25 protein-coding genes and 1 tRNA gene are annotated in these 25,290 nt (G+C 61.8%); 17 read left to right on the top strand and 9 right to left on the bottom strand.

Going from position 1 to position 25,290, the window contains the following annotated elements; all coding sequences use genetic code 11:
- Positions 1–22: 22 nt before the first annotated feature.
- Both O9Z63_RS14600 and O9Z63_RS14595 read right to left on the bottom strand, forming a co-directional pair.
- Positions 23–382 (bottom strand): hypothetical protein, encoded by a 360-nt coding sequence (locus O9Z63_RS14600; RefSeq protein WP_270125993.1) that lies wholly within the window; start codon positions 380–382, stop codon positions 23–25.
- Positions 383–548: 166 nt separating this feature from the next.
- Positions 549–2,402 (bottom strand): hypothetical protein, encoded by a 1,854-nt coding sequence (locus tag O9Z63_RS14595; RefSeq protein WP_270125992.1) that lies wholly within the window; start codon positions 2,400–2,402, stop codon positions 549–551.
- A 178-nt stretch (positions 2,403–2,580) separates the two neighbouring features.
- Here O9Z63_RS14595 and O9Z63_RS14590 point away from each other — a divergent pair, with 178 nt between their 5' ends.
- From O9Z63_RS14590 to O9Z63_RS14580, 3 genes are all read left to right on the top strand, one after another.
- Positions 2,581–3,525 (top strand): GNAT family N-acetyltransferase, encoded by a 945-nt coding sequence (locus tag O9Z63_RS14590; RefSeq protein WP_270125990.1) that lies wholly within the window; start codon positions 2,581–2,583, stop codon positions 3,523–3,525.
- Positions 3,513–4,205, top strand: coding sequence for a uracil phosphoribosyltransferase (gene upp / locus O9Z63_RS14585; RefSeq protein WP_270125988.1), 693 nt, complete (start codon positions 3,513–3,515; stop codon positions 4,203–4,205). The genes O9Z63_RS14590 and upp overlap by 13 nt, the downstream gene beginning before the upstream one ends.
- A gap of 117 nt (positions 4,206–4,322) precedes the next feature.
- The gene (locus O9Z63_RS14580; RefSeq protein WP_270125986.1) at positions 4,323–4,781 is read left to right on the top strand and encodes a hypothetical protein; all 459 of its coding nucleotides are present in this window, start codon (positions 4,323–4,325) and stop codon (positions 4,779–4,781) included.
- Between the two features lie 155 nt (positions 4,782–4,936).
- Here O9Z63_RS14580 and O9Z63_RS14575 read toward each other — a convergent pair whose 3' ends face one another.
- Positions 4,937–6,364, bottom strand: coding sequence for a DEAD/DEAH box helicase (locus tag O9Z63_RS14575; RefSeq protein ID WP_044015878.1), 1,428 nt, complete (start codon positions 6,362–6,364; stop codon positions 4,937–4,939).
- A 263-nt stretch (positions 6,365–6,627) separates the two neighbouring features.
- On the opposite strand from O9Z63_RS14575, the gene O9Z63_RS14570 reads away from it, so the two are divergent.
- The 3 genes from O9Z63_RS14570 (at position 6,628) to O9Z63_RS14560 (ending at position 8,271) form a co-directional block, all read left to right on the top strand.
- A tRNA-His gene (locus tag O9Z63_RS14570) sits at positions 6,628–6,701 on the top strand.
- A 179-nt stretch (positions 6,702–6,880) separates the two neighbouring features.
- Positions 6,881–7,813 (top strand): PfkB family carbohydrate kinase, encoded by a 933-nt coding sequence (locus O9Z63_RS14565; protein WP_044015880.1) that lies wholly within the window; start codon positions 6,881–6,883, stop codon positions 7,811–7,813.
- A 218-nt stretch (positions 7,814–8,031) separates the two neighbouring features.
- Positions 8,032–8,271 carry a hypothetical protein gene (locus O9Z63_RS14560; protein ID WP_270125984.1) on the top strand — a complete coding sequence of 80 codons (240 nt, stop codon included), beginning with the start codon at positions 8,032–8,034 and terminating at the stop codon, positions 8,269–8,271.
- Positions 8,272–8,382: 111 nt separating this feature from the next.
- On the opposite strand, the gene O9Z63_RS14555 is transcribed toward O9Z63_RS14560, so the two are convergent.
- Positions 8,383–9,147, bottom strand: a complete 765-nt coding sequence (locus O9Z63_RS14555; protein ID WP_270125982.1) for a TolB-like translocation protein — start codon at positions 9,145–9,147, stop codon at positions 8,383–8,385.
- A 211-nt stretch (positions 9,148–9,358) separates the two neighbouring features.
- Positions 9,359–11,095 (bottom strand): M61 family metallopeptidase, encoded by a 1,737-nt coding sequence (locus O9Z63_RS14550; RefSeq protein WP_270125981.1) that lies wholly within the window; start codon positions 11,093–11,095, stop codon positions 9,359–9,361.
- A 240-nt stretch (positions 11,096–11,335) separates the two neighbouring features.
- Between O9Z63_RS14550 and rpmH the strand changes: the two genes are divergently transcribed.
- The 5 genes from rpmH to tsaB all read left to right on the top strand — a co-directional run bounded on the left by rpmH (position 11,336) and on the right by tsaB (position 15,078).
- Positions 11,336–11,494, top strand: coding sequence for a 50S ribosomal protein L34 (gene rpmH / locus O9Z63_RS14545; RefSeq protein WP_044015888.1), 159 nt, complete (start codon positions 11,336–11,338; stop codon positions 11,492–11,494).
- Positions 11,495–11,510: 16 nt separating this feature from the next.
- Entirely contained in the window at positions 11,511–11,954 is a 444-nt protein-coding gene (gene rnpA / locus O9Z63_RS14540) for a ribonuclease P protein component (protein ID WP_270125979.1), read from the top strand.
- 28 nt (positions 11,955–11,982) lie between these two features.
- Positions 11,983–13,674 (top strand): S41 family peptidase, encoded by a 1,692-nt coding sequence (locus O9Z63_RS14535; protein ID WP_052381434.1) that lies wholly within the window; start codon positions 11,983–11,985, stop codon positions 13,672–13,674.
- 62 nt (positions 13,675–13,736) lie between these two features.
- The gene (locus O9Z63_RS14530) at positions 13,737–14,372 is read left to right on the top strand and encodes a hypothetical protein (protein WP_270125978.1); all 636 of its coding nucleotides are present in this window, start codon (positions 13,737–13,739) and stop codon (positions 14,370–14,372) included.
- A gap of 10 nt (positions 14,373–14,382) precedes the next feature.
- Positions 14,383–15,078, top strand: coding sequence for a tRNA (adenosine(37)-N6)-threonylcarbamoyltransferase complex dimerization subunit type 1 TsaB (gene tsaB, locus O9Z63_RS14525; RefSeq protein WP_270125976.1), 696 nt, complete (start codon positions 14,383–14,385; stop codon positions 15,076–15,078).
- Positions 15,079–15,108: 30 nt separating this feature from the next.
- Here tsaB and O9Z63_RS14520 read toward each other — a convergent pair whose 3' ends face one another.
- Positions 15,109–15,261, bottom strand: coding sequence for a hypothetical protein (locus O9Z63_RS14520; protein WP_270125975.1), 153 nt, complete (start codon positions 15,259–15,261; stop codon positions 15,109–15,111).
- Between the two features lie 84 nt (positions 15,262–15,345).
- Between O9Z63_RS14520 and O9Z63_RS14515 the strand changes: the two genes are divergently transcribed.
- The 3 genes from O9Z63_RS14515 (at position 15,346) to O9Z63_RS14505 (ending at position 18,035) form a co-directional block, all read left to right on the top strand.
- Positions 15,346–15,867 carry a DUF2480 family protein gene (locus O9Z63_RS14515; RefSeq protein ID WP_270125974.1) on the top strand — a complete coding sequence of 174 codons (522 nt, stop codon included), beginning with the start codon at positions 15,346–15,348 and terminating at the stop codon, positions 15,865–15,867.
- A 180-nt stretch (positions 15,868–16,047) separates the two neighbouring features.
- Complete coding sequence (locus tag O9Z63_RS14510; RefSeq protein ID WP_270125972.1) at positions 16,048–17,343, top strand: APC family permease; 1,296 nt, start codon at positions 16,048–16,050, stop codon at positions 17,341–17,343.
- Positions 17,344–17,402: 59 nt separating this feature from the next.
- Positions 17,403–18,035 (top strand): HD domain-containing protein, encoded by a 633-nt coding sequence (locus tag O9Z63_RS14505; RefSeq protein ID WP_270125971.1) that lies wholly within the window; start codon positions 17,403–17,405, stop codon positions 18,033–18,035.
- A gap of 34 nt (positions 18,036–18,069) precedes the next feature.
- Here O9Z63_RS14505 and O9Z63_RS14500 read toward each other — a convergent pair whose 3' ends face one another.
- Positions 18,070–18,648 (bottom strand): porin family protein, encoded by a 579-nt coding sequence (locus tag O9Z63_RS14500; RefSeq protein ID WP_270125969.1) that lies wholly within the window; start codon positions 18,646–18,648, stop codon positions 18,070–18,072.
- 139 nt (positions 18,649–18,787) lie between these two features.
- Between O9Z63_RS14500 and O9Z63_RS14495 the strand changes: the two genes are divergently transcribed.
- The gene (locus O9Z63_RS14495; RefSeq protein WP_333490316.1) at positions 18,788–21,271 is read left to right on the top strand and encodes a prolyl oligopeptidase family serine peptidase; all 2,484 of its coding nucleotides are present in this window, start codon (positions 18,788–18,790) and stop codon (positions 21,269–21,271) included.
- Positions 21,272–21,283: 12 nt separating this feature from the next.
- Here the strand turns inward: O9Z63_RS14495 and O9Z63_RS14490 are convergent, their stop codons facing one another.
- Complete coding sequence (locus O9Z63_RS14490; protein WP_270125968.1) at positions 21,284–22,705, bottom strand: hypothetical protein; 1,422 nt, start codon at positions 22,703–22,705, stop codon at positions 21,284–21,286.
- A gap of 14 nt (positions 22,706–22,719) precedes the next feature.
- Between O9Z63_RS14490 and O9Z63_RS14485 the strand changes: the two genes are divergently transcribed.
- Positions 22,720–22,941, top strand: coding sequence for a hypothetical protein (locus tag O9Z63_RS14485; protein ID WP_270125967.1), 222 nt, complete (start codon positions 22,720–22,722; stop codon positions 22,939–22,941).
- Between the two features lie 5 nt (positions 22,942–22,946).
- Here O9Z63_RS14485 and O9Z63_RS14480 read toward each other — a convergent pair whose 3' ends face one another.
- Positions 22,947–23,774, bottom strand: a complete 828-nt coding sequence (locus O9Z63_RS14480) for a phosphatase PAP2 family protein (RefSeq protein ID WP_270125966.1) — start codon at positions 23,772–23,774, stop codon at positions 22,947–22,949.
- Between the two features lie 194 nt (positions 23,775–23,968).
- Here O9Z63_RS14480 and metK point away from each other — a divergent pair, with 194 nt between their 5' ends.
- Positions 23,969–25,231: a methionine adenosyltransferase gene (gene metK / locus O9Z63_RS14475; protein WP_270125965.1), complete on the top strand. Its 1,263-nt coding sequence runs from the start codon at positions 23,969–23,971 to the stop codon at positions 25,229–25,231.
- The last annotated feature ends 59 nt before the right edge of the window (positions 25,232–25,290 follow it).

Below are 25,290 nucleotides of genomic sequence, written 5' to 3'. Positions count from 1 at the left end.
GCCACCCCGGGCCCGCCGGGACTTACTCTGCCCCGAAAACAGCTACTACCTCAATCTGGCCGATAATGTGGCGGTTGAACTCAGCCAGTTCTTCGGCGGGCACCCACAGCTCGTTGTGCTCCCGCAGCCCCACGTTCTGCACCGGGAAGGTAGCCGCGTACTCGGCCTCCACGGCGAAGCGCAGCACGTAGCCCACGCCGTAGTAGGGCACGTTCCAGTCGCGGGCAATGCGGGTGGCATACTCCTCGTTGAGCACCGGATAGAAAATCGGCTGCTCCGGCAGGCGCGGCGGAAACTCCAGCCACCCCGAAGCCGCAATCAAATCCAGCTCCTGCTGATTGACAGGACGGTACAGCAGCAGGGCTTCGGGTTCGTGACGCATGGAGTGTGGTGATGAGTTGATGGTGTAAAAGAACGTCATTCCGAGCGAAGGCGGAGCCGAAGCCGAGGAATCTTGCTAGTGTAGTAAATGATGCTACTACACTGGCGAGATTCCTCGGCTCCGGCTCCGCCTTCGCTCGGAATGACGTGCTGGGTTGTCGTTCGGCTTAAAACTCGTGCAGGCGCTGGGCGATGTTCCAGCGCAAGCCCAGCGAGGCCAGGGCGGTGGTGCCGGCGGTGGCGTAGGGCACGGCCTGGTCGAGGGTGCGGTTGCGCACGATGAGCTTGCCGTCGAGCCAGAGGTTGTGGGCCGCCTGCCAGGTGCCGGTCAGGTCGCCATGGAACAAGTAGGACGTGGCGCCGTCGCCGACGCGGAAGTCGTATTCCCGAATGTTGCCGTTGGCGTCGAGCGGGCGGTTGGTGTAAGGCAGGTTGGGGTTGCCGCCGAAGTTCTGGCCCAGCGGGTCGAGGCCCTGCTTCACATAGAAGCCCTTGGCCACCACGTTCAGGCGCGGCAGCGGCTGGTAGCTCACAATCCCAATCAGCTCCCAAAGGTTGGCGCCCATGGGGTGCGCCAGCGGCTGCTGGTAGTGCTGGTAGTTGCGGTACTTGTCTTCGTGCTGGTAGAGGTAAGGGCGGATGTAGTTAAACTCGCCCTGCACGTCCAGGGTGCGGATGCCGGCCACGTTCACGTATTTGGCGCCCAGCTGAATGCCCTGCTTGTTGGCCCACCAGCCGTTGCCGCTCCGGATCTGGCTCAGCACAAACTCATCGAGCACCACTTGGCCGTAGAGCTGCAGCTGCTGTTTCACGTTCCACTTGAAATCCAGGCCCAGCAACGCGTTGTCCTCGGAGCCCACACCCTGTTCCACGGCACGGTAGAAAATGATGGGATTCAGGTACTGTAGCTCGAAGCCACGGCGGCGCTGCCGGGTCTGGTATACAGGAGGGTTCGTTCCAGGTGGGGATATTATGTCCTGTACTTCCTCGTAGCCACTAAACACCACGCTTTCAAACACGCCGATGTTCAGGTTGGGCCGCACATCGAGGCTGAGGTGATGCATGGCCAGATACTTGCGCTCGTAGGAGTCGTCTACATTAGGCGCGTCGGATACCATCTGGGCAAACAGGTTCTGGTAGTTGAACTTCCAGATGCGCGTGTTCAGCTTCAGGAACAGATACGGCGCCGAGTAGTCCGACATGATCAGGCTGCGGTAGCCGTTGCCGATCTGGTTCCGGTCGTGGCCCAGCTGGATGTTGATGTGGCGGCCGGCGGCATACGTGAGGTAGCCCCGCGCCGAGAGGTAGTCGTATTGGCCAGGCGTGGTCTTGAACGGCTTCCAGAACCCCTCGTGCGGCACGGCCAGGTCGCGCTCCACGCGCTGCTGCACGTATTCGGGCACGGCCATCTGGTTGTCGGCCAGAAAAGTATAGAAGCCCAGGCGCTTATCAATGGTGCCTTCCAGCTGAATACCGCGGGTGTTCTGAAACGCGTAGCTCTTGGAACCGTCGGAGTTGCCGAGGCTCAGGCCTGCCACCGGATTCACGCGCAGCGTGAAGTCGGGCGTGGCTACGCTGTAGAGGTCGGAGTGGCGCTCGTAGAAATACTTCAGCCGCGGCTGCGGGCGCCGGTTTACGGCGGTGGCGCGGGAGGTGTAGTTCCAGTTGTCGCGCAGCAGGTACTCGGCATTGAAGCGGTCCTGGGCCGAGAGGTTGGCGCTGTCGGCCAGCATCCGTTCGGCGAGGCGCGCCACGGCCGCCCGCGGGTAGGGCCGCACGGACGTATGCAGCTGGTAGATAGAGTCGGTGCCGTAGAGAATGGCGTACCGGTCAATCATGCGGTACACGTCGGCATCGAGCGGCACGGTGGTAGAGCCCTGCGTATAGTTAGGCGATAGTGCGAGGTTGTCGGGCGCAGGCGGCGGCGGCACCGTGCCATCGAACTGCAGCGACATACTTTGGCTGAAGGCTGCCTGCTGCAGCAAGGCGCTCAGGGCCAGAAGGAGGATAGGTTTTTTCATAGGAGGTAGGCCGCATACGCAAATCCGGCAGCCAAGTCGCAAACCTACGCAGTTGGCGCAACAGTCGGACGCCGACGGCACTGGCTGCGAGGGAAGTGTGCCTCTCTAAACGTGCCGCCGCGGCCGGCATTGCCCGGGTGGGTTGCGGGCCAAAGCCCGGCGCGTGTACCTTTGGCGCGTGCCCCTGCTGCTGCTCCGCCATCCTCAACTCGACCTTTCTGCCTGGGATGCCTGCGTGGCCCGGGCCACGCCGCCGGTGCCCTACGCGCAAAGCGGCTGGCTAGCGGCCACCGCCGGCCGCTGGGATGCCGTAGTGGAAACCGGCCCCGCCGGCGACTACCTGAGCGTGCTGCCGCTGCCCGTGCAGCGCCGTCCCTGGGGCCGCACCCTCTACCAGCCGACCTTCACCCAGCAGCTGGGCCTACTAACCACCGCCGCCAGCCGCCACCGCGAGCTGCTTGACTACCTGCCGCTGCTGCCCGGGCACTACGCCCAGGGCTACCTGCAGCTGCACACTGGCCAGCAGCTGGCCGCCGCGCCACCCGGCTTCCAGCTCACCGAGCGGCTTACCTACCATCTGCCGCTGGCCCCGAGCTATGCCACGCTGCTGGCCGGCTACGCCGCCGACTACCGCCGCCGCCTGCGCCTTAACAGCCAGCTAGCCGCGCCGCTGATGGTGGCGCCGCTGTCCGATATCCGCGAAGTGTTGACCCTGTTCCGGCAGCACAGCGGCGAGGCGGCCGGCCTCAAGCCCAAACACTACCGGCAGCTACAAGCTCTGTATGCCTTTCTGCAGCCACTAGGCCAGGCCCTGCCGCTGCAGGTGCGCCACCCCGAAACCGGCGAGCTGCTGGCGGCGGCCCTGTTTGTGCGCTACCGCACGCAGCTGGTGTACCTGTTTGCGGCGGCCTCGCCGGCCGGCCGCAAAGCCGGCGCCCCGCTGCTGCTGCTCGACTACGTGATTCAGCAGCACGCCGGCACGCCTGGGCTGGTGCTCGACTTCGAGGGCGGCATGATACCGTCCATTGCCCGTTTTTTCGCCAATTTCGGGGCCACGCCCGTTCCCTACGCGGCCCTTTCCTTCACCTCCCAACGCCCCTGGTACCTGCAATGGATGCGCTGACCTCTCTCCCGGCCGATGCCGCCGCCGCCGACAACCCTCGGGTGCACGTAGTGTGCGCCGAGCCGTCCATCGCCAACCACTTTCTGGCCGAGCTGCGCGACGTAGACGTGCAGCGCGACTCGCTGCGGTTCCGCCGCAACCTGCAGCGCCTCGGCGAAATCATTGCCTACCGCATCAGCTCCCAGCTCAGCTACGTGGAGAAAACCGTGAAAACGCCGCTGGCCGAAGCCAAAAGCCTGCAGCTGCACGACTTCCCGGTGCTGGCCACGGTGCTGCGCGCCGGCCTGCCGTTTCACCAGGGCTTCCTCAACTACTTCGACCAGTCGCCGAGCGCCTTCGCGGCCGCCTACCGCATCGAGGGCACTTCGCAGGTGCAGGTGCAGGTCGATTACCTGTCGGCTCCTAGCCTCGATGAGCGGGTGCTGATTCTGGTGGACCCGATGCTGGCCTCGGGCAAGAGCCTGGTGCAGACCTACCGGGCCATGCTGCGTTTCGGCACGCCGCGCCAGGTGCACATTGCCGCCGTCATTGCCTCGCCCGACGGCGTAGCCTACGTGACGCGCGAAATTCCGGAAGCCACCCTCTGGGTGGCCGCCATCGACGAAAAGCTCAACGAACAGGCCTACATCGTGCCCGGCCTCGGCGACGCCGGCGACCTGTCGTACGGCAGCAAGCTGTAACTTCTTGCCCAGCCATACGGAACGCATTCCAGCGTTTCTTCCTTAAATGATAACGCACCTCTTCCCGAAGTTCGTCGTATTTTTAGGATTCGCTTCCTGCTTGTGTTCCTTGCTGCCGTGCTGCCTCAATTGCTTAAATACGCTTCCGTTTTCCTGCTGGGCATGGTCAAGTTTGTGGCGGCCCCGGTGGCCGGCATTGCGGCCGGGCTGCCGGTGCTGCTCATCTGGCTGCTGTCGGTGGCGGGCATGATGACGACGGTGGTACTGATTTCCAGTGTGGGCAAGATGTGGGCGCTGCACCAACGGCGGCGGCGCGAGGCCAAGGGCAAACCGCTGTTCAGCCGCAAGAGCCGCCGCATTGTGGGCATCTTTCGGCGGTTTGGCATGGCGGGCATTGCTTTTCTCACGCCCATTCTGTTCAGCCCCATCGGGGGCACCGTCATTGCCACGCAGCTGCATGTGCCGCGCCTGCGCATCATGCTGCACATGTTCTGGAGCGCGGTGCTGTGGGGCGCGGCCTTCACGCTGCTGGCTGTCAAGTTCAGCCACCTGCCCATCTTCGACCATTACCGCTAGGCTAGCCTTGCCGGCATTCCGCGCATCAAGCGCGCCACGACTTTAAGCAGAAAGCCCTCCGGCACTAGGTTGTACCTAATGTCGGAGGGCTTTCTGATGGGGAAGTGAGTGCTAAGCGAGAAAGAAGCGCTGCTCCGTTCTCGCAACGGCAGTATTTACTTGCGCTTGGTGCGGGCTTTGGCGCGGGCGGCTTTCACGGCCTTTTTGCCGGGGCGCGAGTCGCTGCCTTTGGTGGAGTTGAACTTGCTGCCTTTAGTGCTGCGGTTGGGGCCAGCCACGAAGGGGCGGCCGGTGCGCTTGTCAATCGTGACGCCGGGCTTGATCCACTCTTTGCGCTCGTGGAAGGCTCCCTTGAACTCGGGGTCTTCGCGCTTGCGGCGCTCATCTTTTTCGCGGTCCATGTCCTGTTGCTCCTCAAACATGGTGGGCATCACCTCCACTTCGGGCGGCAGCGGCACCAGCGGAATTTCCTGGCGGATCAGCTCGGCAATCTTCTGCATGTGGTGCATTTCGGCCTCGTTGGCGAAGGTGATGGCCGCGCCCGTGTGCTGCGCCCGGCCCGTCCGCCCGATGCGGTGCACGTAGTCGTCGTAAATCAGCGGCACGTCGAAGTTGATGACATGGCTTACCAGCGGCACGTCGATGCCGCGGGCGGCTACGTCGGTGGCTACCAGAAAGCGGATGTCACCGGCCTTGAAGGCCTCCATGGCGTTGATGCGCATGTTCTGGCCCTTGTTGCCGTGGATGGCGCGCACCTCGCCGTGCGCCTTGCGCGCCAGGAAGCTGGCCACGTTGTCGGCGTGCTCTTTGGTGCGCGTGAAAATCATCACGCGGTGGAAGGTGTCCCAGTCCAGAAACAGGTACTCCAGCAGGTTTATTTTGGTGAGCAGGTTGGGCACTTCGTAGAGCTCCTGCGTCACGGTCTGGGCCGAGGTGGCGGCGGGCGTCACCTCCACGCGCACCGGAAACTCCAGAAACTCCTCGCTCAGCACCGACACCTTCTCGGGCATGGTGGCCGAGAACAGCACGTTCTGCCGCTTGGTGGGAATAACTTCCAGAATGCGCCGGATCTGGGGCATGAAGCCCATGTCCATCATCTTGTCGGCCTCATCCAGCACCAGCGTTTTCAGCTCCTTCAGCACTAGGTCGCCTTTGAGGTAGAGCTCCAGCAGACGGCCCGGCGTGGCAATCAGAATATCGACGCCGGCGGCAATGGTTTCAATCTGGGTTTTCGGGCCCAGGCCGCCGTAGATGGCGAAAATGCGCAGGTCGGTGTAGACGGCCAGCTTCTTGAGGTGAGTTTCCAGCTGCATGGCCAGCTCGCGGGTGGGGGCCAGCACCAGGGCCCGCGGGTGAGTGCCCTGGGCGTATTTTACCTTCATCAGCAGCGGCAAGCCGAAGGCGGCGGTTTTGCCGGTGCCGGTCTGGGCAATGCCCAGGATATCGTGGCCGGCGAGCAGCAGCGGAATGGTTTGCGCCTGCACAGGCGTGGGCTCCGTGAAGCCCGCCTCGGCTACGGCCGTGAGTAGCTGCTTGTTGAGCTTGAAATCGGAAAAGGCGGGCACCTGCGGCGTATCGGACATGTCAAAAGGGTGTTGCAAGCCGCAAAGGTACGGGGAATATAGGCGGCGTTTTTCCGTGAACCGATAATCCACGGTCATCCTGAGCCTGCGAAGGACCTTATCACGCCCGAATAATAGGTCTGACAACCGCGTGCTCAGTCGTAATTAGGTCCTTCGCTCTGCTCAGGATGACAGCAGGTTATCGTGCCATCCAGAAAAAAACTACCATCAAAGTTTGCAAATGCACTTTCGTGCACTACTTTTGTTGCTCCAAAACAAACACGGTAGATATAGCTCAGCTGGTTAGAGCGTCGGATTGTGATTCCGAAGGTCGTGGGTTCGAGCCCCATTATTTACCCACTGCAAAAGCCTCTGACATTGCGTCAGAGGCTTTTTCTTTGTCTAATCAGGTAGTTACGCCGGGTGGGCAGGCGGCCGCAGGTGCAATAAATTCGGCGGTAGTGCGGAAGGATTTGGATATTTGCGGCGTTGCAAGGCAGAAGTCTCTTGTATGAATCACTTTTTTCCTCTCTGAATATGAGTCTGGTCGTAATCGGTACGGTGGCGTTCGACGCCCTGGAAACGCCTTTTGGCAAAACCGACAAAATCATTGGTGGCGCGGCTACCTACATTTCGCTGTCGGCGAGCTACTCCGTGAAGCCGGTGAAGCTGGTGGCCGTAGTCGGCGACGACTTCCCGCAATCCGACATCGACCTGCTCCAGCAGCACGGCGCCGACACCACCGGCCTGCAGATCAAGCAGGGCGAGAAGTCGTTCTTCTGGTCGGGCAAGTACGCCAACGACCTGAACTCGCGCGAAACGCTGGTGACGGAGCTGAATGTATTGGCCGATTTCGACCCCATCCTGCCCGATTCCTACCAGGACTGCAAATATCTGATGCTGGGCAACCTCACGCCCCAGATTCAGCGCCTCGTGATTCAGCGCCTTGTGAATCGGCCCAAGCTCATCGTGATGGACACGATGAACTTTTGGATGGACATTGCGCTGGACGAGCTGAAAACAACCATCGAAATGGTGGATGTGCTCAGCATCAACGACGAGGAAGCCCGTCAGCTGTCCGGCCAGCACTCGCTGGTGAAGGCCGCCAAGATTATTCTGGAAATGGGCCCCAAATACCTCATCATCAAGAAAGGCGAGCACGGCGCGCTGCTCTTCGATAAGAAGCAGATCTTCTTCGCTCCGGCGCTGCCGCTGGAAGAAGTATTCGACCCAACCGGCGCTGGCGACACCTTCGCGGGCGGCTTCATCGGCCACCTCGCTGCCACCGACGACATCAGCTTCGAGAACATGAAGCGTGCTGTGATTCACGGTTCGGCCATGGCCTCGTTCTGCGTGGAGAAGTTCGGCACCGAGCGGCTGCTGCACCTCACGCAGGAAGAAATCGAAGCCCGCGAGCAGCAGTTCGCCGACCTGGTAGCCGTAGCCCCGGCCGCCACGGTGGCTTCGTAGAGTAGAAGGTCATTCCGAGCAGCGCGAGGAATCTCGTCAGAGTAGTAGTTATACCATACTAGCGAGATTCCTCGCGCTGCTCGGAATGACCTTCTACTAGCTAAAAGCCTCAGCCCTTATCGGCTGAGGCTTTTTCGTGCCCGAATTTTGCGCAACCCCACGGTCAGCGGCAGGGTAGAAGGAGTATTCATCCACCCGTAACCCCCACGGCCATGAGCATGAGCAAAAAAGAAACCGACCTGACCAACGATAAAACGTCCGTCAACCCGGCTGCCAATACCAAGAAGAAAAGCACGCAGGTGCAAAGCCCCAACACCACCGACGTATCGGCCCACGGCAACACCACCGACGGCAACTCGGCCGGCGCAGGCGTGAACAACATCCGCAGCAACCCACAGGGCAACAAGCCCATGTCGGTAGACGGCGGCGGCAAAGGCCCCGGCCGCCAGGGTGACTAGGCTTGTAGTAAGCAGCAATAAAAAAGTGAGAGGTGAGATTTTCGTTCTGAAACCCAATCGGGCCGGCAGAACGAAAGTCTCACCTCTCACTTTTTATTGCTGATTTCCAGTCTACGGCACTACCGTCAGGCGCACCACGCGGGTGTCCACGTCGCCGTTGTCGAAGAAGTCCTGCTCGAACAGGATGGTCTTGTTGTCGAGCCAGCGCGGTTGAGTACAGCCCCATTCGGTCTGGCGCTCCCACAGCAGGCGCAGCGTGCTGCCGTCCACCGACCACAGCTGCAGGCCGCTGGGCTCGTAGCGGGCCAGCACGTCGGAGTTGCCGCACACGAAATGGCGGCCGTCCGGGGCCACGGCCGGGGCGCTCCAGACGCGCGTGCGGCGGCCGGTGCGCTGGTCGACCAGCATGGAGTAGCCACCCTCATAGAGGTGCACGGCCACCAGCCACTGCCGGATGGCGGGCAGTGTGGCCAGATACTCGTAGCTGATGTTGGTGTCGGGGTTGTCGGCGGGGTTGTTGCGCAGCTGAACCGCTTTGGCTGCGGTGGGGTAGAGCCACAGCACCTTGCCCAAGCGGCGCACACTCTTGCCGGCCGTGCGCAGGCGGTTGCGCTCCTCTGCCTCAAAGTCGAAGGCTTCTTCTTCCTCCGCCGAAGCGGGCGGCACGGGCAGCCGGATGGGCTGCGGCAGCCGCTCGTAGGTGCCCCGCGACGCCTGATGGATGGGCAGCACCCGGCCCGGCACCTGCACCAGCGTGTCGAGGTGGCCGAGGCGGTAGATGCGCGGCGGAATAGGGCGGGGCAGCCGCGCCACGGGCGCCGTCACGGACACGCCGGGCTGGGCGCGCTCGGCCGGGCCACGAAAAGAACAACTCAATACAAGCACTGCCAGCGGCAAAACCACTACTAGTGCGCGAAGCCGGAACATGAGTCAGGAATTAGAGCTTAGTTGTGGGTGCATAGGGCGCTTCAGGGCTGGGTGCCCGGTACTTAGGAAATAGATCTTGGCGTTACGTGATACGGCAAGCAGAAAAGGTGTCAGCAGGAAACCAACGCAGGCTGCCCGACTGACCCGTGAGCCTGAAGTGCTAGAAATCCTGTTTCAGCCAGCTGCGGAAGCTGGCCTGTTGCTCCGCCGTGGCGGCCGGCAGCTTTTCAATGGTAATTTTCTGCCAGAACCGCTCCCCACTGCGGGCCGCCAGCGGCACCGTGAGCAGGCGGTTTTGGCGGAATACGCTAACCTCGTACGGATGTTCGCTGTCGGCGGAAAGCAGGCTCTGCAGGTTCATGTCCACGCGGCGCCCATCCACGGCCACCAGCTCATCATCGACGGTGAAAGCCGCCGCTGCCGGCGAGCCGGGCAGGATGTCCGTCACTTCGGTACGCTCATTGCGGGTCACGGTCCGGAAGCCAAACAGGCCCTCAGAAGCCGACATATTCTCGGTGATGCGCAGCGTGCAGCCCACAAAGGCCAGGGCCTTGTCGAGCGGCTCTTCCAGCGGGGCCGTACCGTAGATGAACTTGTCGAAATAGGCCGTCATGTCGCGCCCGGCCACGTCCGTCACGATGCGCACGTAGTCGTCTTCGGTGTAGCCGATGCCGGTTTTGCCAAATTCCTCGTAGAGGCGGCGCATCACGTCGTCGAGGCTGCGCTGGTGCTGGGAGAGGCGGCGTAGCGTGAGGTCGAGCAGCAGCGCCACCAGCGCGCCCTTGTGGTACACCGACACCTTGCGGTCCGGAATGCCGGGCTTGTAGCCGTCCAGCCACAGGTCCATGCTGGCGTCGGCCAGGGAGAGGTGGTAGCGGCCGTAATCGTCGTAGTGCTTGCGCAGCACCGTGTTCAGCTCCGCGAAATATTGCTCGGCGGTGCGCACATGGGCCCGGGCTAGCAGGTACTCGCCGTAGTACGTCGTGACGCCCTCGGCAATGAAGCAGGTGCGGAAGTAGTTTTCCTTGCTGTAGTCGTAGGGCTGCATCTCAGCCGGCCGGATGCTCTTGATGTTCCAGGCGTGGAACAGCTCGTGGCAGCTCACGCCCAGCAGCTCCTTGTACAGCCCTTCGGTCATCAGCAGCTCGGCCGGGCCCAGCGTAATAACGGTAGAGTTGAGGTGCTCGACGCCGTGGTAGTGCTTGTAGGGCAGAATCTGGTTGAGGAAGTGGTAGTCCTGGGCCGGAAACGCGCCGAACAGGGCCAGCTGCTCCTGGCTGAAGGCCCGGAAATCGGCCACCAGCCGCTGCCAGTCCACGGGGCACTCGCCCTGAATCCAGATGTAGAAGGGGAGGCCCTGCACCTCGTAGTTGCGGTATTGCAGCGTGGGGCTGGCAATAAAGGGCGAGTCGGCGAGGTGGTCGAAGTTCTGGGCCTGCAGCACGTTGGGGCCGCTTTGCGGGAGGCCACAGGCCAGCTGCCAGTTCTCGGGCAGGTGCAGCTGCACCTGGCAGGGCTCGTGCTGGCGGCCTTCCACGTACATGAAGCCCTGCACGGGGTTCATGTACAGCTGGCTTTCGTCGAGCCAGGAGCCGCCGGCATCCATCTGGTGGGCGTAGAAGTTGTAGCTCACCCGCACGGTGCGGCCGGCTGCCTCGCGCACTTCCCACCGGTCTTTGGTGAGCTTGCGCGTGGGCAGCAGCTCGTGGCTGGCCGCGTCGGAAACCTCCACTTGCTGAATTTTCTGGGCGAAATTCTGCAGCTCGTAGCGGCCCGGGCGCCACGCCGGCAGCTGTAGCTCCACCGTAGCGGGGCCGTCGGTGGGTACCTCAAACGTCATGTGCAGCTGCACATAAAAGGTCAGCGGGTTCTCAAACGAGACGGAGTAGTGAATCATGGGTGCGCGGGGCGGAAAGGGCTGAAAACCCATTACAAAGGTAGGGCTATCCGGCCGAAATAAGCGGATAAATAACAGGGTTTTCGGCCCTGAAAACCAGCCTTCAGGACACGTCAAGGCTCTGAACGGCGGGCAGATGCCGGCAGCCGGCTGCGGAAAAAGGCGGCCGAGGCTTTGTTGTTTCCAACTCAACCGCTTACCTTTGCCGGCCCTACCTGTAATTGAGTCACCAGACATACCATGAAACGTACTTTTCAGCCCTCGCAGCGTAAGCGCCGCAACAAGCACGGGTTCCGCACCCGCATGGAATCCGCTAACGGCCGCAGCGTGCTGGCCCGCCGCCGTGCCAAAGGCCGCAAGCGCCTGACCGTATCCGACGAAGGCCGTCACAAGCGCTAGGCTGCTGCCAACTGCTGTGGCTGAGCTCCTTACCCCGCACCCGTTGCCGGAGGAGCGCTCCTATTCGTTTTCGAAAGAAGAACACCTGTGCCGAAAAAAACTCATTGATGAGCTTTTCGCACAGGGTTCTTCTTTTGGTTTATACCCCCTGCGGCTGGTGTGGCGGCCCGCCGAAACGCATACCGCTACGCCCCCGCAGGTGCTGGTGAGCGTGAGCAAGCGCAGCTTCAAGCGCGCCGTCGACCGCAACTACCTCAAGCGCCTCATGCGCGAGGCGTATCGGCTCAATAAGCACCGCCTCACGGAGGCTGCGGGCGGCCACGGCGTCGGGCTGCTGGCCATTATCTACACCGGGAAGGAAAAAAAGCCTTTCGCGCTGGTGGAAAAAAAATTAATTTCAGGGCTGGAGCGTTTGCTGACTGACGCAACCCCGCACGGCGCGCAGGCGTCTGCTGTGTAGGGTTGTTTTTCTGCTCCTTCCCCTGTCTATGCGCAACAAGTCTATTGTGGCCGGTGCCCTCCTGAGCGGGGCCGCGCTGTTGGTTTCCTTCCGCTCCGACAACGAACGGTACTTCGAAATCGCCAAGAACCTCGACATTTTCGCCACTCTGTTCAAGGAGGTGAATACCTATTATGTGGATGAGGTGCCGCCGGCCAAGCTGGTGAAGACGGGCATCGACGCCATGCTGAAGTCGCTGGACCCCTATACCAACTACATCCCCGAGGATGACATCGAGGACTTCCGGACCCTGACTACCGGCCAGTATGGCGGTATTGGGGCGGTAGTAGTGAAGCGCAACGGCAAAACCATTGTGCAGGCCGCCTACGAAGGCTACCCGGCGCAGAAAGCCGGTTTGCTGCCCGGCGACGAGATTCTGACTATCAACGGCGTCAATGTTGAGAAGAAGAACAACTCCGACATCAGCAAGCTGCTGAAGGGGCAGGCCAACTCGCTGGTGAAACTGATGGTGACACGCTACGGCCAGGATGCGCCGGTGGAAATCAACATCACGCGCGACAAGATTCAGGTGGACAACGTGCCGTACTACGGCATGCTCACCAACGATATCGGCTATTTCCAACTGTCGGGCTTCACAGTGGATGCCGGCAAGGAAGTGCGCATGGCCCTCACCAAGCTCAAGGAGCAAGGCGCCAAGAAAATCGTGTTCGATATCCGCGACAATCCCGGCGGATTGCTCAACGAGTCGGTGAACATCTCCAATCTGTTCGTGGACAAGGGGTTGGACATCGTAAGCACCAAGGGCAAGGTTTCCGATTGGAACAAGACATACAAGGCGCTGGATATGCCGCTGGACACCCAGATTCCGGTGGTTATCATCACCAGCAGCCGGTCGGCGTCGGCTTCGGAAATCGTGTCGGGCGTGCTGCAGGACTACGACCGCGCCGTGGTGGTAGGGGAGCGGACGTTCGGTAAGGGCCTCGTGCAGGCCACCCGGCCGCTGAGCTACAACTCGCAGCTGAAGGTGACGACGGCCAAATACTACATCCCGAGCGGCCGCTGCATCCAGGAAATCGACTACGCGCACCGCGCCGACGATGGCACGCTGGGCAAGGTGCCCGACTCGCTGCGCACGGCCTTCAAAACGCAGGCCGGCCGCACCGTGTACGACGGCGGCGGCGTGGCGCCCGACGTGGAAGTGCAGGACCGCGAAATTGCCGACATCACGCGGGTGCTGCTGCAGAAGAGCTACCTCTTCGACTACGCCACCCGCTACCGCGCCGAGCACGCCACCATTGCGCCGGCCCGGCAGTTCAAGCTCTCGGATGCCGACTACGCCAAGTTCACGGACTACCTCAAGGGCAAGGACATCAGCTACAGCACCGACGCCGAAAAGGCCATCAACGACCTCACCAAAAAGGTGAAGGAGGAGAAGCACTACGACGACGTGAAAACCGAGTTGGAGGCCATGCGCCGCAAGGTGAGCACCAACAAAGGCAATGACCTAACCCGCTTCAAGCCGGAAATCAAGGACTTGCTGGAGCAGGAAATCGTGTCGCGCTATTACTTCCAGAAGGGCCAGATTGAAGCCACTTTCGACGACGACCCCAACATCCTGATGGCCATGAGCGTGCTCAACGACCCCAACCGCTACGCCGCTCTGCTCCGCCCCAACGGCCGCGCCGCCAGCGCCACCAAAGGGGCCGGCACGGCGAAGTAGAGATTAATTGAAAATTGAAAAAGCAGGTTCTTCGGGCCTGCTTTTTTTATGACCTAAAGTAAATGGAAGACAGACAACAGTACTTTGAATCACTATTGAGTAGCCAACCTATTATTGCGGAAGCTATTCAATACGATGAACACTTAACTCATCTGACAGTATCATCAGATAAGGGATTAGTCTTAGCTGAGCGCCTGGAAGCCATGGCTTCAGAGGTCGCAAAAAGCCGCGCAGAGTTTATTCGGCAGCAGATCGGCGGGAGTGTAGCCGAAGAGTTGTTTGAGACGTGGCGTGAAAAATGGGGAGTACCGTTGTTTCAGGAGAAACTCGTGGATGTCTCTGATTTCCGAAACGGCTTCATGTGGCGCTTTCGTGACCATACTACTTCGTGGTCAGAAAATCAGCAGGCACAAGAGTGGTTTCTGACTTCTCTGGAGGCCCGAACTGTCACTTGCTATGAGTTGTGGAGTTGCGACGAGGGGCCCGATCAATGTATGGAGGAACTGACAGGCAGCTATAGGCAAATTCTGGAAGAATTACTTGCGGCGGACATTTATGAGGTGTTAATCAGCCCGGTGTTCACCACTGCGGAGTTGAGCACATTCATTGAGGAATTCGATAAAGACGAGCACGACTTCACATTGGAAGAGATAATAGAAGATTATATCAGTCGTAACCCGAACTTTGTGGCTGAATAATCTTTGCCCCATGCCTAGCCTCATCCTTTCCCTCGAAACGTCCTCCGCTGTTTGTTCTGTGGCTTTGCACCGGCTGGACGATGGCCGGCTAGTAGGGCAGTCGGAGCTGCGGCTGGAAAAGTCGCACTCCTCGCACCTGAGCGTGCTCATCAGCCAGCTGCTGGAAAACATGCTGCACACCCTGGCCGACGTGGCGGCCGTAGCCGTGAGCGACGGGCCGGGCTCCTACACGGGGCTGCGGATTGGGGCTGCTGCCGCTAAGGGGCTGTGCTACGCGCTTGATATTCCGCTGCTGGCCGTGAGCACCCTGGCGGCGCTGGCCCGGCAGATAGCCGCTGCCACCGTACCCACCGAAGACCTGCTGCTGTGCCCCATGCTGGACGCGCGCCGCATGGAAGTCTACACTGCCCTCTATCGCCCTGATGGGGCCGAAGTGCTGGCCCCCACGCCGCTCATCCTCGATGAAACCTCGTTAGCCGAACAAACCACCCACCACCGCGTGTTATGCTTCGGAAACGGCGCGGCCAAATTCCAGACACTTGCGGCAGGAAACCCGAACGTGGCGTTTCTGACCGGCATCGAGCCTTCGGCCGTGGCTGTGGGTGCGCTGGCGGTGGAAGCCTACGCCCGGCAGGAGTTCCGCGACGTGGCGTACTACGAGCCGTTTTACCTGAAGGAGGTGTACACCACTACCCCGAAAAGCTGAGCTGCACCGGCGCTAGTGCCGGTAGCCCTGCTAGGTGCCGCCGTAGCGGTAGCCGGGCAGTGGTTTGGCCTTCAGGCAGCAGCTTTCGCAGACGAAAATCCAGCTTTTGCCTTCGGCTGGCGTTTGGATGCGGTATAGTGTGGTCGCCTCGGTCTGACAATGGGCGCAGATTTTTGTTTTCATGGTGAGGAGTCTGACCGGTCAACAACTTTTTGCGGTTGTTGCTTTGTTTGAAGTTTTGTTTCGCTTGTTTATCCTGCCTTTCTCATGGAACCGTTATTCGTCAACCGCGTCGCCAGCAGCGCCCTCACGTCGCTGAACCTGGAGGAACTGCTGCACCCCGGCGAGCGGGTCGTGTACGACATCAAGGACAACCTGTTTCACGGCCTGATGCTGCGCGAAAAGGATTTGCGCGAGTTCGTGAAAACTCACGACTGGAGCCAGTACGACGGCAAGAACGTAGCCATCATCTGCTCGGCCGATGCCATTGTGCCCACCTGGGCCTACATGCTGCTGGCCAGCAAGCTGCAGGGCCACGCCCACCGCTACGTGTTCGGCAGCCTGGAGGCGCTGGAGCAGGAGTTGTTTCAGGAAGCCATTGCCGCCATCAATGCCGAAGACTACCGCGACGCTAAAGTGGTGGTGAAGGGCTGCGGCGAGAGGCCCGTGCCAACCTACGCCTACGTGGCCATCATGCAGAAGCTGCTGCCCGTGGTGAGCAGCGTGATGTATGGCGAGCCGTGCAGCACCGTGCCGCTGTATAAAAAGCCGAAGGTTAGTGTAGCATAGGTTTTAGCCTGTGCCGGACCTCACCCCCCGGCCCCCTCTCCAAAAGAGAGGGGGAGCCTGACGATTTGGTATTAGTTCTGAAGCCCGGTAGCGTTGCTGCCGGGCTTTTGCTTTTTGGCTGGTGGCTTACGCAGCGGCAGCAGGGGTTTGTGCATCTTTGGCCCACAACTTTTGCGCCGTATGCCCCAAGCCAGCCCCTACAAAATCAGCGTCCTGACCGGCATTTCCATTGTGGTAGCCAATATGGTGGGCACCGGCGTGTTTACCAGCCTGGGGTTCCAGGTGACGGACATCAAAAGTGGGTTTGCGCTGCTGATGCTGTGGGCGGTGGGCGGGCTGGTGGCCTTGTGCGGGGCGCTCAGCTACGGCGAGCTGGCCACAGCGCTGCCCCGCTCCGGCGGCGAGTACCACTATTTGTCGCGCATTTACCACCCGGCGGTGGGGTTTCTGTCGGGTTGGGTGTCAAGCACGGTGGGGTTTGCGGCGCCTACGGCGCTGGCGGCCATGGCGCTGGGCAAGTACGCGGGCAGCGTGTGGCCGGGGCTGCCGCCGCTGCTGCTGCCGGTGGCCGTGGTGCTGGCCCTCACGGCGGTACACGCCAGCAGCCGCCGTGCCGGCAGCCGCCTGCAGCTCGTCGTGACGGCCGTGAAGGTGCTGGTGCTGGTGGCGTTTGTGGGCGTGGGACTGGTGGTGGCTGTGCCGCAGGGGCTGTCGTTTGCGCCGTCGGCGGCGGCGGGGCGCGAGCTGCTGAGCCCGGCGTTTGCGGTGGCGCTGGTGTACGTGTCGTATGCTTACTCGGGCTGGAACGCGGCCGTGTACGCCACCGGCGAGGTGCAGGAGCCGCAACGCACGCTGCCGCGCATCCTGCTCACGGGCACGGCGCTGGTGCTGGCCCTGTACGTGGCCCTGAACTTCGTTTTCCTGTATTCCACGCCCATCAGCAAGCTGGCCGGGCAGGCCGAAGTCGGCTTCATTGCGGGCACGGAGTTGTTTGGGCCGTTGGGCGGGCGGTTGATGGGCGGGCTGATTGCGGCCCTGCTGGTGTCCACCATCAGCGCCATGATTTTTGCCGGGCCGCGCATCGTGCAGGTGATGGGGGAGGATTTGCCGCCGCTGCGGCCGCTGGCGCAGCTGAGCGCGGCGGGTATTCCGGTGCGGGCCATGCTGCTGCAAACCGGCCTCACACTGCTGTTCATTTTCACGGCCACCTTCGAGCAAGTGCTGCTCTATGCGGGCTTCGTGCTCAACCTGTTCACGTTCCTGACGGTGTTGGGGCTGTTTGTGCTGCGCTGGCGCGAGCCGAATCTGCCGCGGCCCTACCGCGCCTGGGGTTACCCCGTCACGCCGCTGCTGTTCCTGGCCCTCAGCGCCTGGACGCTCTGGTTTATCATCCACGATAAGCCCACCGAGTCGCTCTACGGCCTGCTGACGGTGCTGGCGGGGCTGGTGCCCTACGCGCTGAGCCGACGGCGGTAAGCCGGCCCACTGCCGGCCGGCTTCGTCACATCAGAAACGCCTATTCCCTGCCTTGCCACATGGAAACCACCCTCGCCAACCGCTGGCACCAGCTCACGGCCCCGCTACTGCCCGATGAAGCCGCCCGCACCGCCATGCTCACGCAGCTGACCAAGGCATACGAGGCCCCAGGCCGTCACTACCATACGCTCACCCACATCCGGGCGCTGCTGGACGCCGTGGACAAAGCCGCCGCCCAGCTGCACGATCCGGCGGTAGTGCAACTGGCCGTATGGTTTCACGATGCCGTGTACGAGGCACTGCGCTCCGACAACGAAGCAAAAAGTGCCGAGCTGGCTCGCGAATTTCTGGCAACAACTTCCCTCTCTGCCGAACGCCAAGCGCGGGTGGCCTTCCTGATTGAGCGCACCCACGACCACACCCAGCCCCAGCCGCCCGACGACCCGGACCTGCTGTTCTTTCTGGATGCGGATCTGGCCATCCTGGGTGCTTCCGAAGCCCGCTACCAGGAATATGCCCGGCAGGTGCGGCAGGAGTACCGCCTGGTGCCGGGCCTGCTCTACCGCCGCGGCCGCCGCAAGGTGCTGCAGAAGCTGTTGGAGGCGCCGGTGCTCTACCACACGCCCGGTTTTCGGGAGCAGCTCGATGCCGCCGCCCGCCGCAACCTCGCGCAGGAGCTGCGGACGTTGTAAGGGCTAGCAGTAGCGTTGTGGCGCGCTCATCAGGCTATCGACTGCCGAGCAGGTAGCTTAGTTGCGCCTGGAATACTGAGTTGCGCGGGCCTTGCCGAGCAATGCGCACCAAATCATGGGTGTAGCGCACGCCCAGGCCCAATCCCATGGGCAGTTGATATCCCACGCCGGCTACCCCACCCGCCTGTAGGCGGTTAGCGCCTTCTGTATTGGTGAAGGTGCCGGTAGGACCTTCGTTGCGGACAGCCACCAGGTAGCTAATCTGTGGCCCTACCTCGAAGAACAAACCGCCTGCATTGATTCTGGCCAAGATGGGCAAATCCAGGTAGTGAAATCGGTCGGTATACGTGCCACTAGCATAGGTGATTCTTGAGCCTTTCTGTGAGTACAGGAGCTCGGGCTGTAGGATCAGAAACCCGTCGGAAGATAGCGGCACCTGGGCGAATACTCCCACAGCGGGTGCCCAACGGCGTTGTGGCCCCTCGTAGTTAGGCGAAGTGACACCGGCGTAATTGACGCCGACTTTTACGCCCCACCGGACGTTTTGCGCATTGGCGGATATAAAAATAGTGCTCAGTAGGAAGGTAGCACCGGATAGGAATAGGTTTTTCATGGGCGGAAGATAGGATTCATGGCTGTTTCCTTCCAATAATGAAGCGCCGGCCAACAGTGGTTCTCATTACATGGGGCTGGCAACGCCGCGTCTGCAATTGTGTCTCTATGGCACTCTTTCAATTCGAATTGTAGCTTTGATGATGCACCAACTACGCTTTTTAGGGCTGCTGCTGGCCGTGTCGGCCCCGGCGCTGGCCCAGATGCCCGCCGCGCCTTCCGCCGGACTGGCCCCGCTCACCGTCGAGAAAATCATGCGCGACCAGGCGCAGTGGCTGGGCACCGCGCCCTCCAACGTGTATTGGGGCGAGGATGGCCGCACCATCTACTTCAACTGGAACCCCGAGAAAAACCGCCGCGACTCGCTGTACCAGGTGGCCGCCGGCAGCGCCGGCGCCCCGCGCAAGGTGAGCCCGCGCGAGCAGCGGGAGCTGCCCGCCAGCTCCGGCGAGTACGACCAGGCCTATACCCGCAAGGTGTACGAGAAGGAGGGCGACATCTACCTGCTGGACTTGAAAACCCGGAAGGTGCGCCGCGTCACGAACACGGCCGAGCGCGAAACCGACCCCACGTTTGCCATGCGTGGCCGCATGGTGAGCTACGTGCGCGCCCAGAACCTCTACACCTGGGACCCCGTCACCGGCGAAACCACCCAGCGCACCGACTTCCGCAAGGGCAGCAAGCCCGCTAACGGCCAGCCTACCGATAAATCGGAGCGGTTCCTGCGGGCGCAGCAGCTGGCTTTGTTCGACGTAATCCGGCAGAAAGACCAGGACCGCCTTGCCCGAGAGCGGCAGCAGAAGGCCTTGGCCCGCCTGCGTCCCAAAGCCATCTGGATTGGCCAGCAGTCCATTGACAACCTCCAACTCAGTCCCGATGGCCGCTACGTGACCTACACGCTGGTGCAGGAGCCGGCCTCCGAAAAGGTGGCGCTGGTGCCCAGCTTCGTCACGGCTTCCGGCTTCACCGAAGATATCAGCACCCGCACCAAGGTGGGCGCGCCCCAGACGGCCTACGAGCTGGGCGTGTACGACCTGGCCCGCGACACCACCTTCGTGCTTGGCTACCGCGAGCTAAAAGGCCTCGACGAGCAGCCCGCCTACCGCAAAGAGTACCAGCTGCCCGCCAAGGCCCCCATGCCCGCCGATTCCGCGAAGGCAGCCGCTACCAAAGCCAGCCAGCCCAAGCCCGCCACCGAGCTGCGCCGTGTGCAGCCGTTCGGACCCTTCTGGTCGGAAGATGGGCAGCGGGCGTTTCTGGTGGTGCGCTCCGCCGACAACAAGGACCGCTGGATTGTGGCACTGACCCCGGTCAGCCAGAAAATCACGCTCTTGGACCGGCAGCGCGACGAAGCCTGGATCAACGGGCCCGGCATCGGGTACGGGGCCGGTAACGTGGGCTGGATGCCCGACAACCGCCGCATCTGGTTCCAGAGCGAAGAAACCGGCTACTCGCACCTCTATACCGTCGACGTGACTTCGGGCCAGAAAAAGGCCCTGACCAGCGGCAAGTTTGAGGTACAGAAAGCCGAGCTCAGCCGCGACAAAAAGACGTGGTACCTCACGGCCAACGCCACCCACCCCGGCGTGCAGCACTTCTACCATCTGCCGCTGGAAGGCGGTACGCTGCGCCAAATCACCACCCGCGACGGCGCCAACGAGGCTACCGTATCGCCGGATGGCCGGCAGCTAGCCGTGCGCTACAGCTACACCAACAAGCCCTGGGAACTGTATCTGATGGACAACAAGCCCGGCGCCAAAATGCGCCAGCTCACCCACAGCACCACGCCCGAGTTTGAGAGCTACGCCTGGCGCGACCCCGAAATCATCACCATCAAGGCCCGCGACGGCGCCGATGTGTACGCCCGCCTCTACCGCCCCGCCAACCCCACCGCCCAGGGCCCGGCCGTGATATTCGTGCACGGCGCCGGTTACCTGCAGAACGCGCATAAGTGGTGGAGCCAGTACTCGCGCGAGTACATGTTCCACAATCTGCTGGTCGATAAAGGCTACACGGTGCTCGACATAGACTACCGCGGCTCGGCCGGCTACGGCCGCGACGTGCGCACCGGCATCTACCGCTACATGGGCGGAAAAGACCTCACCGACCACGTCGATGGGGCTAAGCTATTGGCCGAGAAATACGGCGTGAGTGCCCAGCGCATCGGCATCTACGGCGGCAGCTACGGCGGCTTCATCACGCTCATGGCCATGTTCACGCAACCCGACGTGTTCCGGGCCGGCGCCGCCTTACGCTCCGTCACGGACTGGGCCCACTACAACCACGGCTACACCGACAACATCCTCAACGAGCCCTACAACGACTCGGTAGCCTACGCCCGCTCGTCGCCGATTTACTACGCCAACGGCCTGAAAGGCGCCCTGCTTATGTGCCACGGCATGGTGGATACCAACGTGCACTTCCAGGACATCGTGCGCCTCTCGCAGCGCCTCATCGAGCTGAAAAAGGAGAACTGGGAGCTGGCCGTGTACCCCGTCGAAGACCACGGCTTCGTGGAGCCCAGTTCCTGGACCGACGAGTACAAGCGCATCCTGAAGCTATTCGAAACCAACCTGAAGCCCGGCAGCCCGGCCACGGGTGGCGCCAGTAGCGGCGGCAACTAAGACAGGACTAGGCTAACGCTGGTCGGTGTTGCGGTTGAGGCGCAGGGCCAGCGTTAGTGAGGTCTGGTAGCTGCTGAGCGAATATTTAGGCATCACTACGCCCAGCGACCGGCCGGTCCGGATATCAGCTACTATTGATTCCACGGCTGTATCGTCGTTTACGTTGCCATAGTGGGCCCGTACTGACGCGGTGGCGGTGAAGCGGCCCTGGCGGTAGCCTGCTTCCAGGTAGCCGCCGGCCTGGCGAGTGGGATACCCCAGGGAGCCCCGCACTGGCAGCATCAGTCCGCCTGCCGTCCGGCTGCTGACACCCGGATATTCGGCTTGGTTGCGGCTCAACTTCGTGAGTAGCACGCTCCCACCCAGTCCTGCCAGCAGTTGGCCGGCTGCCAGTGGGCGCAATACCCGTAGCCCTAGCGTTACCGCCCCCTGAAGCCCGCGTAGCTCGTAGGTTTTAGTAGGGAAAGCCGGGCTGCCGGTGGCCGTCTCGTAGCGCAGAGGAGCCAGCGGGCGAGCCGTGGCTTCTGTATGAATGGCCCAGCGTCGGCCCGCAAACAGCAGGTCGGCGTATAGCCCTCCCAGCGGCCGCAACGCACTTTCCAGCCGGACATTGTTAAGGTAGTACGGCTCCAGCCGCAGAACCTGCACCTGAAGGGCGTCGATTGGCGAACTGTCTGCCAGGCCCTGCGACCGGCCATCGGACAGGGTGGTGCGGGTGTAGGCGGCGCCAGTCAGTATACCCCACTCCAGGCGCGGCCGCTTGGCTGGCACCCCCGATGCTAGGTCGCCGGGCTGGCCTTGGCACTGCGTATTGTAGCGGCTAATAGCCTGCTGCAACTGCTGCGGCTCGAAGCGTAGTGCGCGCCAGGAGGCAGCCAAGGCCGGGCAGTCAGCGAAATAGATGCCCAACTGCTCCCGGTAATTGTTGAAGGAGTGCACGTAGTTGGTGCCATCAGGACTGGTCTGGATGCTGGTGCGGGCCACCAGTTCCAGCGGGGCGCGGCCTGGCCGCTGCACAAAGTAGTGCGGGGTGGCACCGCGCATGGCCGTGAGCGTGGCTACCCCATCTACCAGCACTTCTGTCATCACCGAGTCGGACACTATGCGCGTGCGCAGGGGGCCGGGCTGTACCATATTAGTATGGGTTTCGGCCAGGGAGTCATACGTCAGGTACTGGCGGCGCCAGTAGCGGCCCTGCACAAAGCCAAAGCCCTTCAGCGTGGCGGTGCGCAATGCCTGAGGCTCGGTGGCCGCTGCGGACCGAAACCGGAGCGTGGCCGGAGTAGCTTCCCAGAACTCGTTTTCCAGCTCGCCGCGCACCGTGTCGCCGGCTGTGGGCACAATGTAGCCCGGCATGTAGCTCTGGGCCTGCAGCCCGGAAGCTGCCAATAGTATAGCGCCCGTAGTGGCAGCTATTCCTGATAAAATACGCATTCTTCTTAACAGATATGCCTGCTTGGATGCCGCAGGCTAGTTTTCAGCAGCAAGATAAATGCTTTGCCTGTATCTGCTTTGCCAAGCCCAAAGTGCGGGTGCATGTGGACGGCGGCCCGGCCTGTAATAGAGGAGTGATGCAACTCACTCAGCAACCCGTTCGTGTACGCCCAAAAACAATACCCCAGCTTGCCAGCAAGGCAAGCCGGGGTATGGAAAGTAAAAACGAATATTAGGATACTTACAGCCGCTTAGTCAACGACAAACCGGAGTAGGAGTAGCCATTCACGTTGAGGCCCTGCACCGGGCTGATGCTATACGTATTGCCTGTTTTCTTGTGCAGCTGCGGCACCAGAATGCCCGCCGTGGCACCTACAGCCAGCCCCACAATATTGTCGGAGAGGAAGTGCTTGCCGGCTTCCAGGCGGGTATAGGCCTCTGCCACCGACACCACGCCAGCCGCAGTCCAGATGAATGGTCTGGCTTTGGAATCGGGGTGGAAGTCGTGATAGACTTTGGCGGCGAAGAAGGTGGCGGCCGCCGTGTGGGCCGTGTGGCCGGCAAAAAACGAGTTGGTGGAAATCTTGCTGTTCCGGTCGCCTCCGCCTTCGGTGCCATACAGAAATGGCCGATAGCGCGTCACGTTGCCGATGGTCATGGTGAAGGTGGCATCGGCGGCCAGCATGCTCTGCAGGTACAGGCCCAGCACCTGGCCGTAGCGGCTGCGCACGTCCTGGTCCAGCGCCAGCAGGCCCGGCGCAATCAGCAGCGAAGGATATACAATCAGGTCGCCCGCCGTTTGGGCCCGGTCGCTGTAGTAGCCCGCCGAAAACCGGTCGAACTTGGGAATGTCGTTTTTGTTGAGGGCAGCCAGCTGGGCGTCCGTCAGGCCGTCTTTTTTTTGTACCAGCAGCAGCCCTGTAATGCTGAGGGCCCCCAGGCCGGCTGTGATGGGGCCGTCGACGGCGAAGCGGGTCTGGTAGGGCGAGCGGGCCTGCTGGGCCTGGACCTGGGGCACATGTAGCGCGAGTAGGCCGGCGGCCAGAGTCAGAGTAGTCAGTTTCTTCATGGTAGAATAGAGTAGGGGAGAGTAGCGCTACAACGGAAAACGCATTGCCGGGGTTAGCCGCGGGGCTGGCAGCATCTGCAGGCCCCGCGCCAACAGGATAGCCGGCAACTCCCAACTAAATAGTAGCTTTGTAGCCCTGCTCCAACCGCAGGGCAGGGGCTGCCGGCCCCTCGCGTACTCTACCCTACAAGCTGATGCCGTACCTGTTCACCTCCGAATCTGTTTCGGAAGGCCACCCCGATAAAGTAGCCGACCAGATTTCTGACGCTATTCTCGACGAGTATCTTCGCCAGGACCCTGCTTCCAAAGTAGCCTGCGAAACTTTGGTCACCACGGATTTTGCGCTGGTAGCCGGCGAAATCAAGTCGAAGGCCCATGTAGAGGCCGAGCCAATTGTTCGTGAGGTAATTCGCCGCATCGGCTACAACAAGCCGGAGTACCTGTTCAACGCCGATACCTGCGAGGTGATGAACCGCCTGCACGAGCAGTCGGCCGACATCAACCAGGGCGTAGAGCGCGCCAGCGACGAAGAGCAGGGCGCCGGCGACCAGGGCATGATGTTCGGGTACGCCACTAAGGAGACGCCCAACTACATGCCGCTGGCCCTCGACCTCTCGCACCGTTTGCTGCAGGAACTGTCGAAAATCCGCCGCGAAGGCACGGAAATGACCTACCTGCGCCCCGATGCCAAAAGCCAGGTAACCATCCGCTACGCCGACGACAACACGCCTGAGGCCATCGAAACCATCGTGGTAAGCACCCAGCACGATGAGTTCGACCAGGACGAGCAAACCATGCTCCGGCAGATCGAGCAGGACATCAAAATCATTCTGGTGCCCCGCGTGAAAGCCCAGCTCAGCCCCGAGGTGCAGAGCCTGTTTACCGACGCCATCATCTACCACATCAACCCCACCGGCAAATTCGTTATCGGCGGGCCCCACGGCGATTCCGGCCTCACCGGTCGCAAAATCATCGTGGACACCTACGGCGGCAAAGGCGCCCACGGCGGCGGTGCTTTCTCGGGCAAAGACTCCAGCAAAGTAGACCGTTCGGCCGCTTACGCAGCCCGCCACATCGCCAAAAACCTGGTAGCGGCCGGCGTAGCCGACCAAGTGTTGGTGCAAGTAGCCTACGCCATCGGCGTGGCGCAGCCCGTGGGTGTGTTCGTGACCACCTACGGCACCACGCAGGCCAGCAACGGCCACGGCGAGAAGCTCACCGACGGCCAGATTGCCGAAAAAGTGCAGCGCCTCTTCGACCTGCGCCCCTACGCCATCGTGCAGCGCCTGGGCTTGCGCAACCCTATCTTCAGCGAATCGGCCGCTTACGGCCATATGGGCCGCCAGCCCGGCACCAAAGAGGTGAAGGACGCCGCCGGCAACACCCGCACCGTGGAAACCTTCACCTGGGAAAAGCTTGACTACGTTGACAAGATCAAAGCCGAATTCGGCCTGTAGCATAGGCTTCAGCCTGTGCCGTAAAACGCAAAAAGCCCCGTCTGAGGAATCAGACGGGG

The sequence above is a fragment of the Hymenobacter yonginensis genome (genome assembly GCF_027625995.1).
GTDB classification, from domain to species: domain Bacteria; phylum Bacteroidota; class Bacteroidia; order Cytophagales; family Hymenobacteraceae; genus Hymenobacter; species Hymenobacter yonginensis.
Note: the sequence above shows the minus strand (reverse complement) of the source record. Positions and strands in the feature narration are given on the sequence as shown.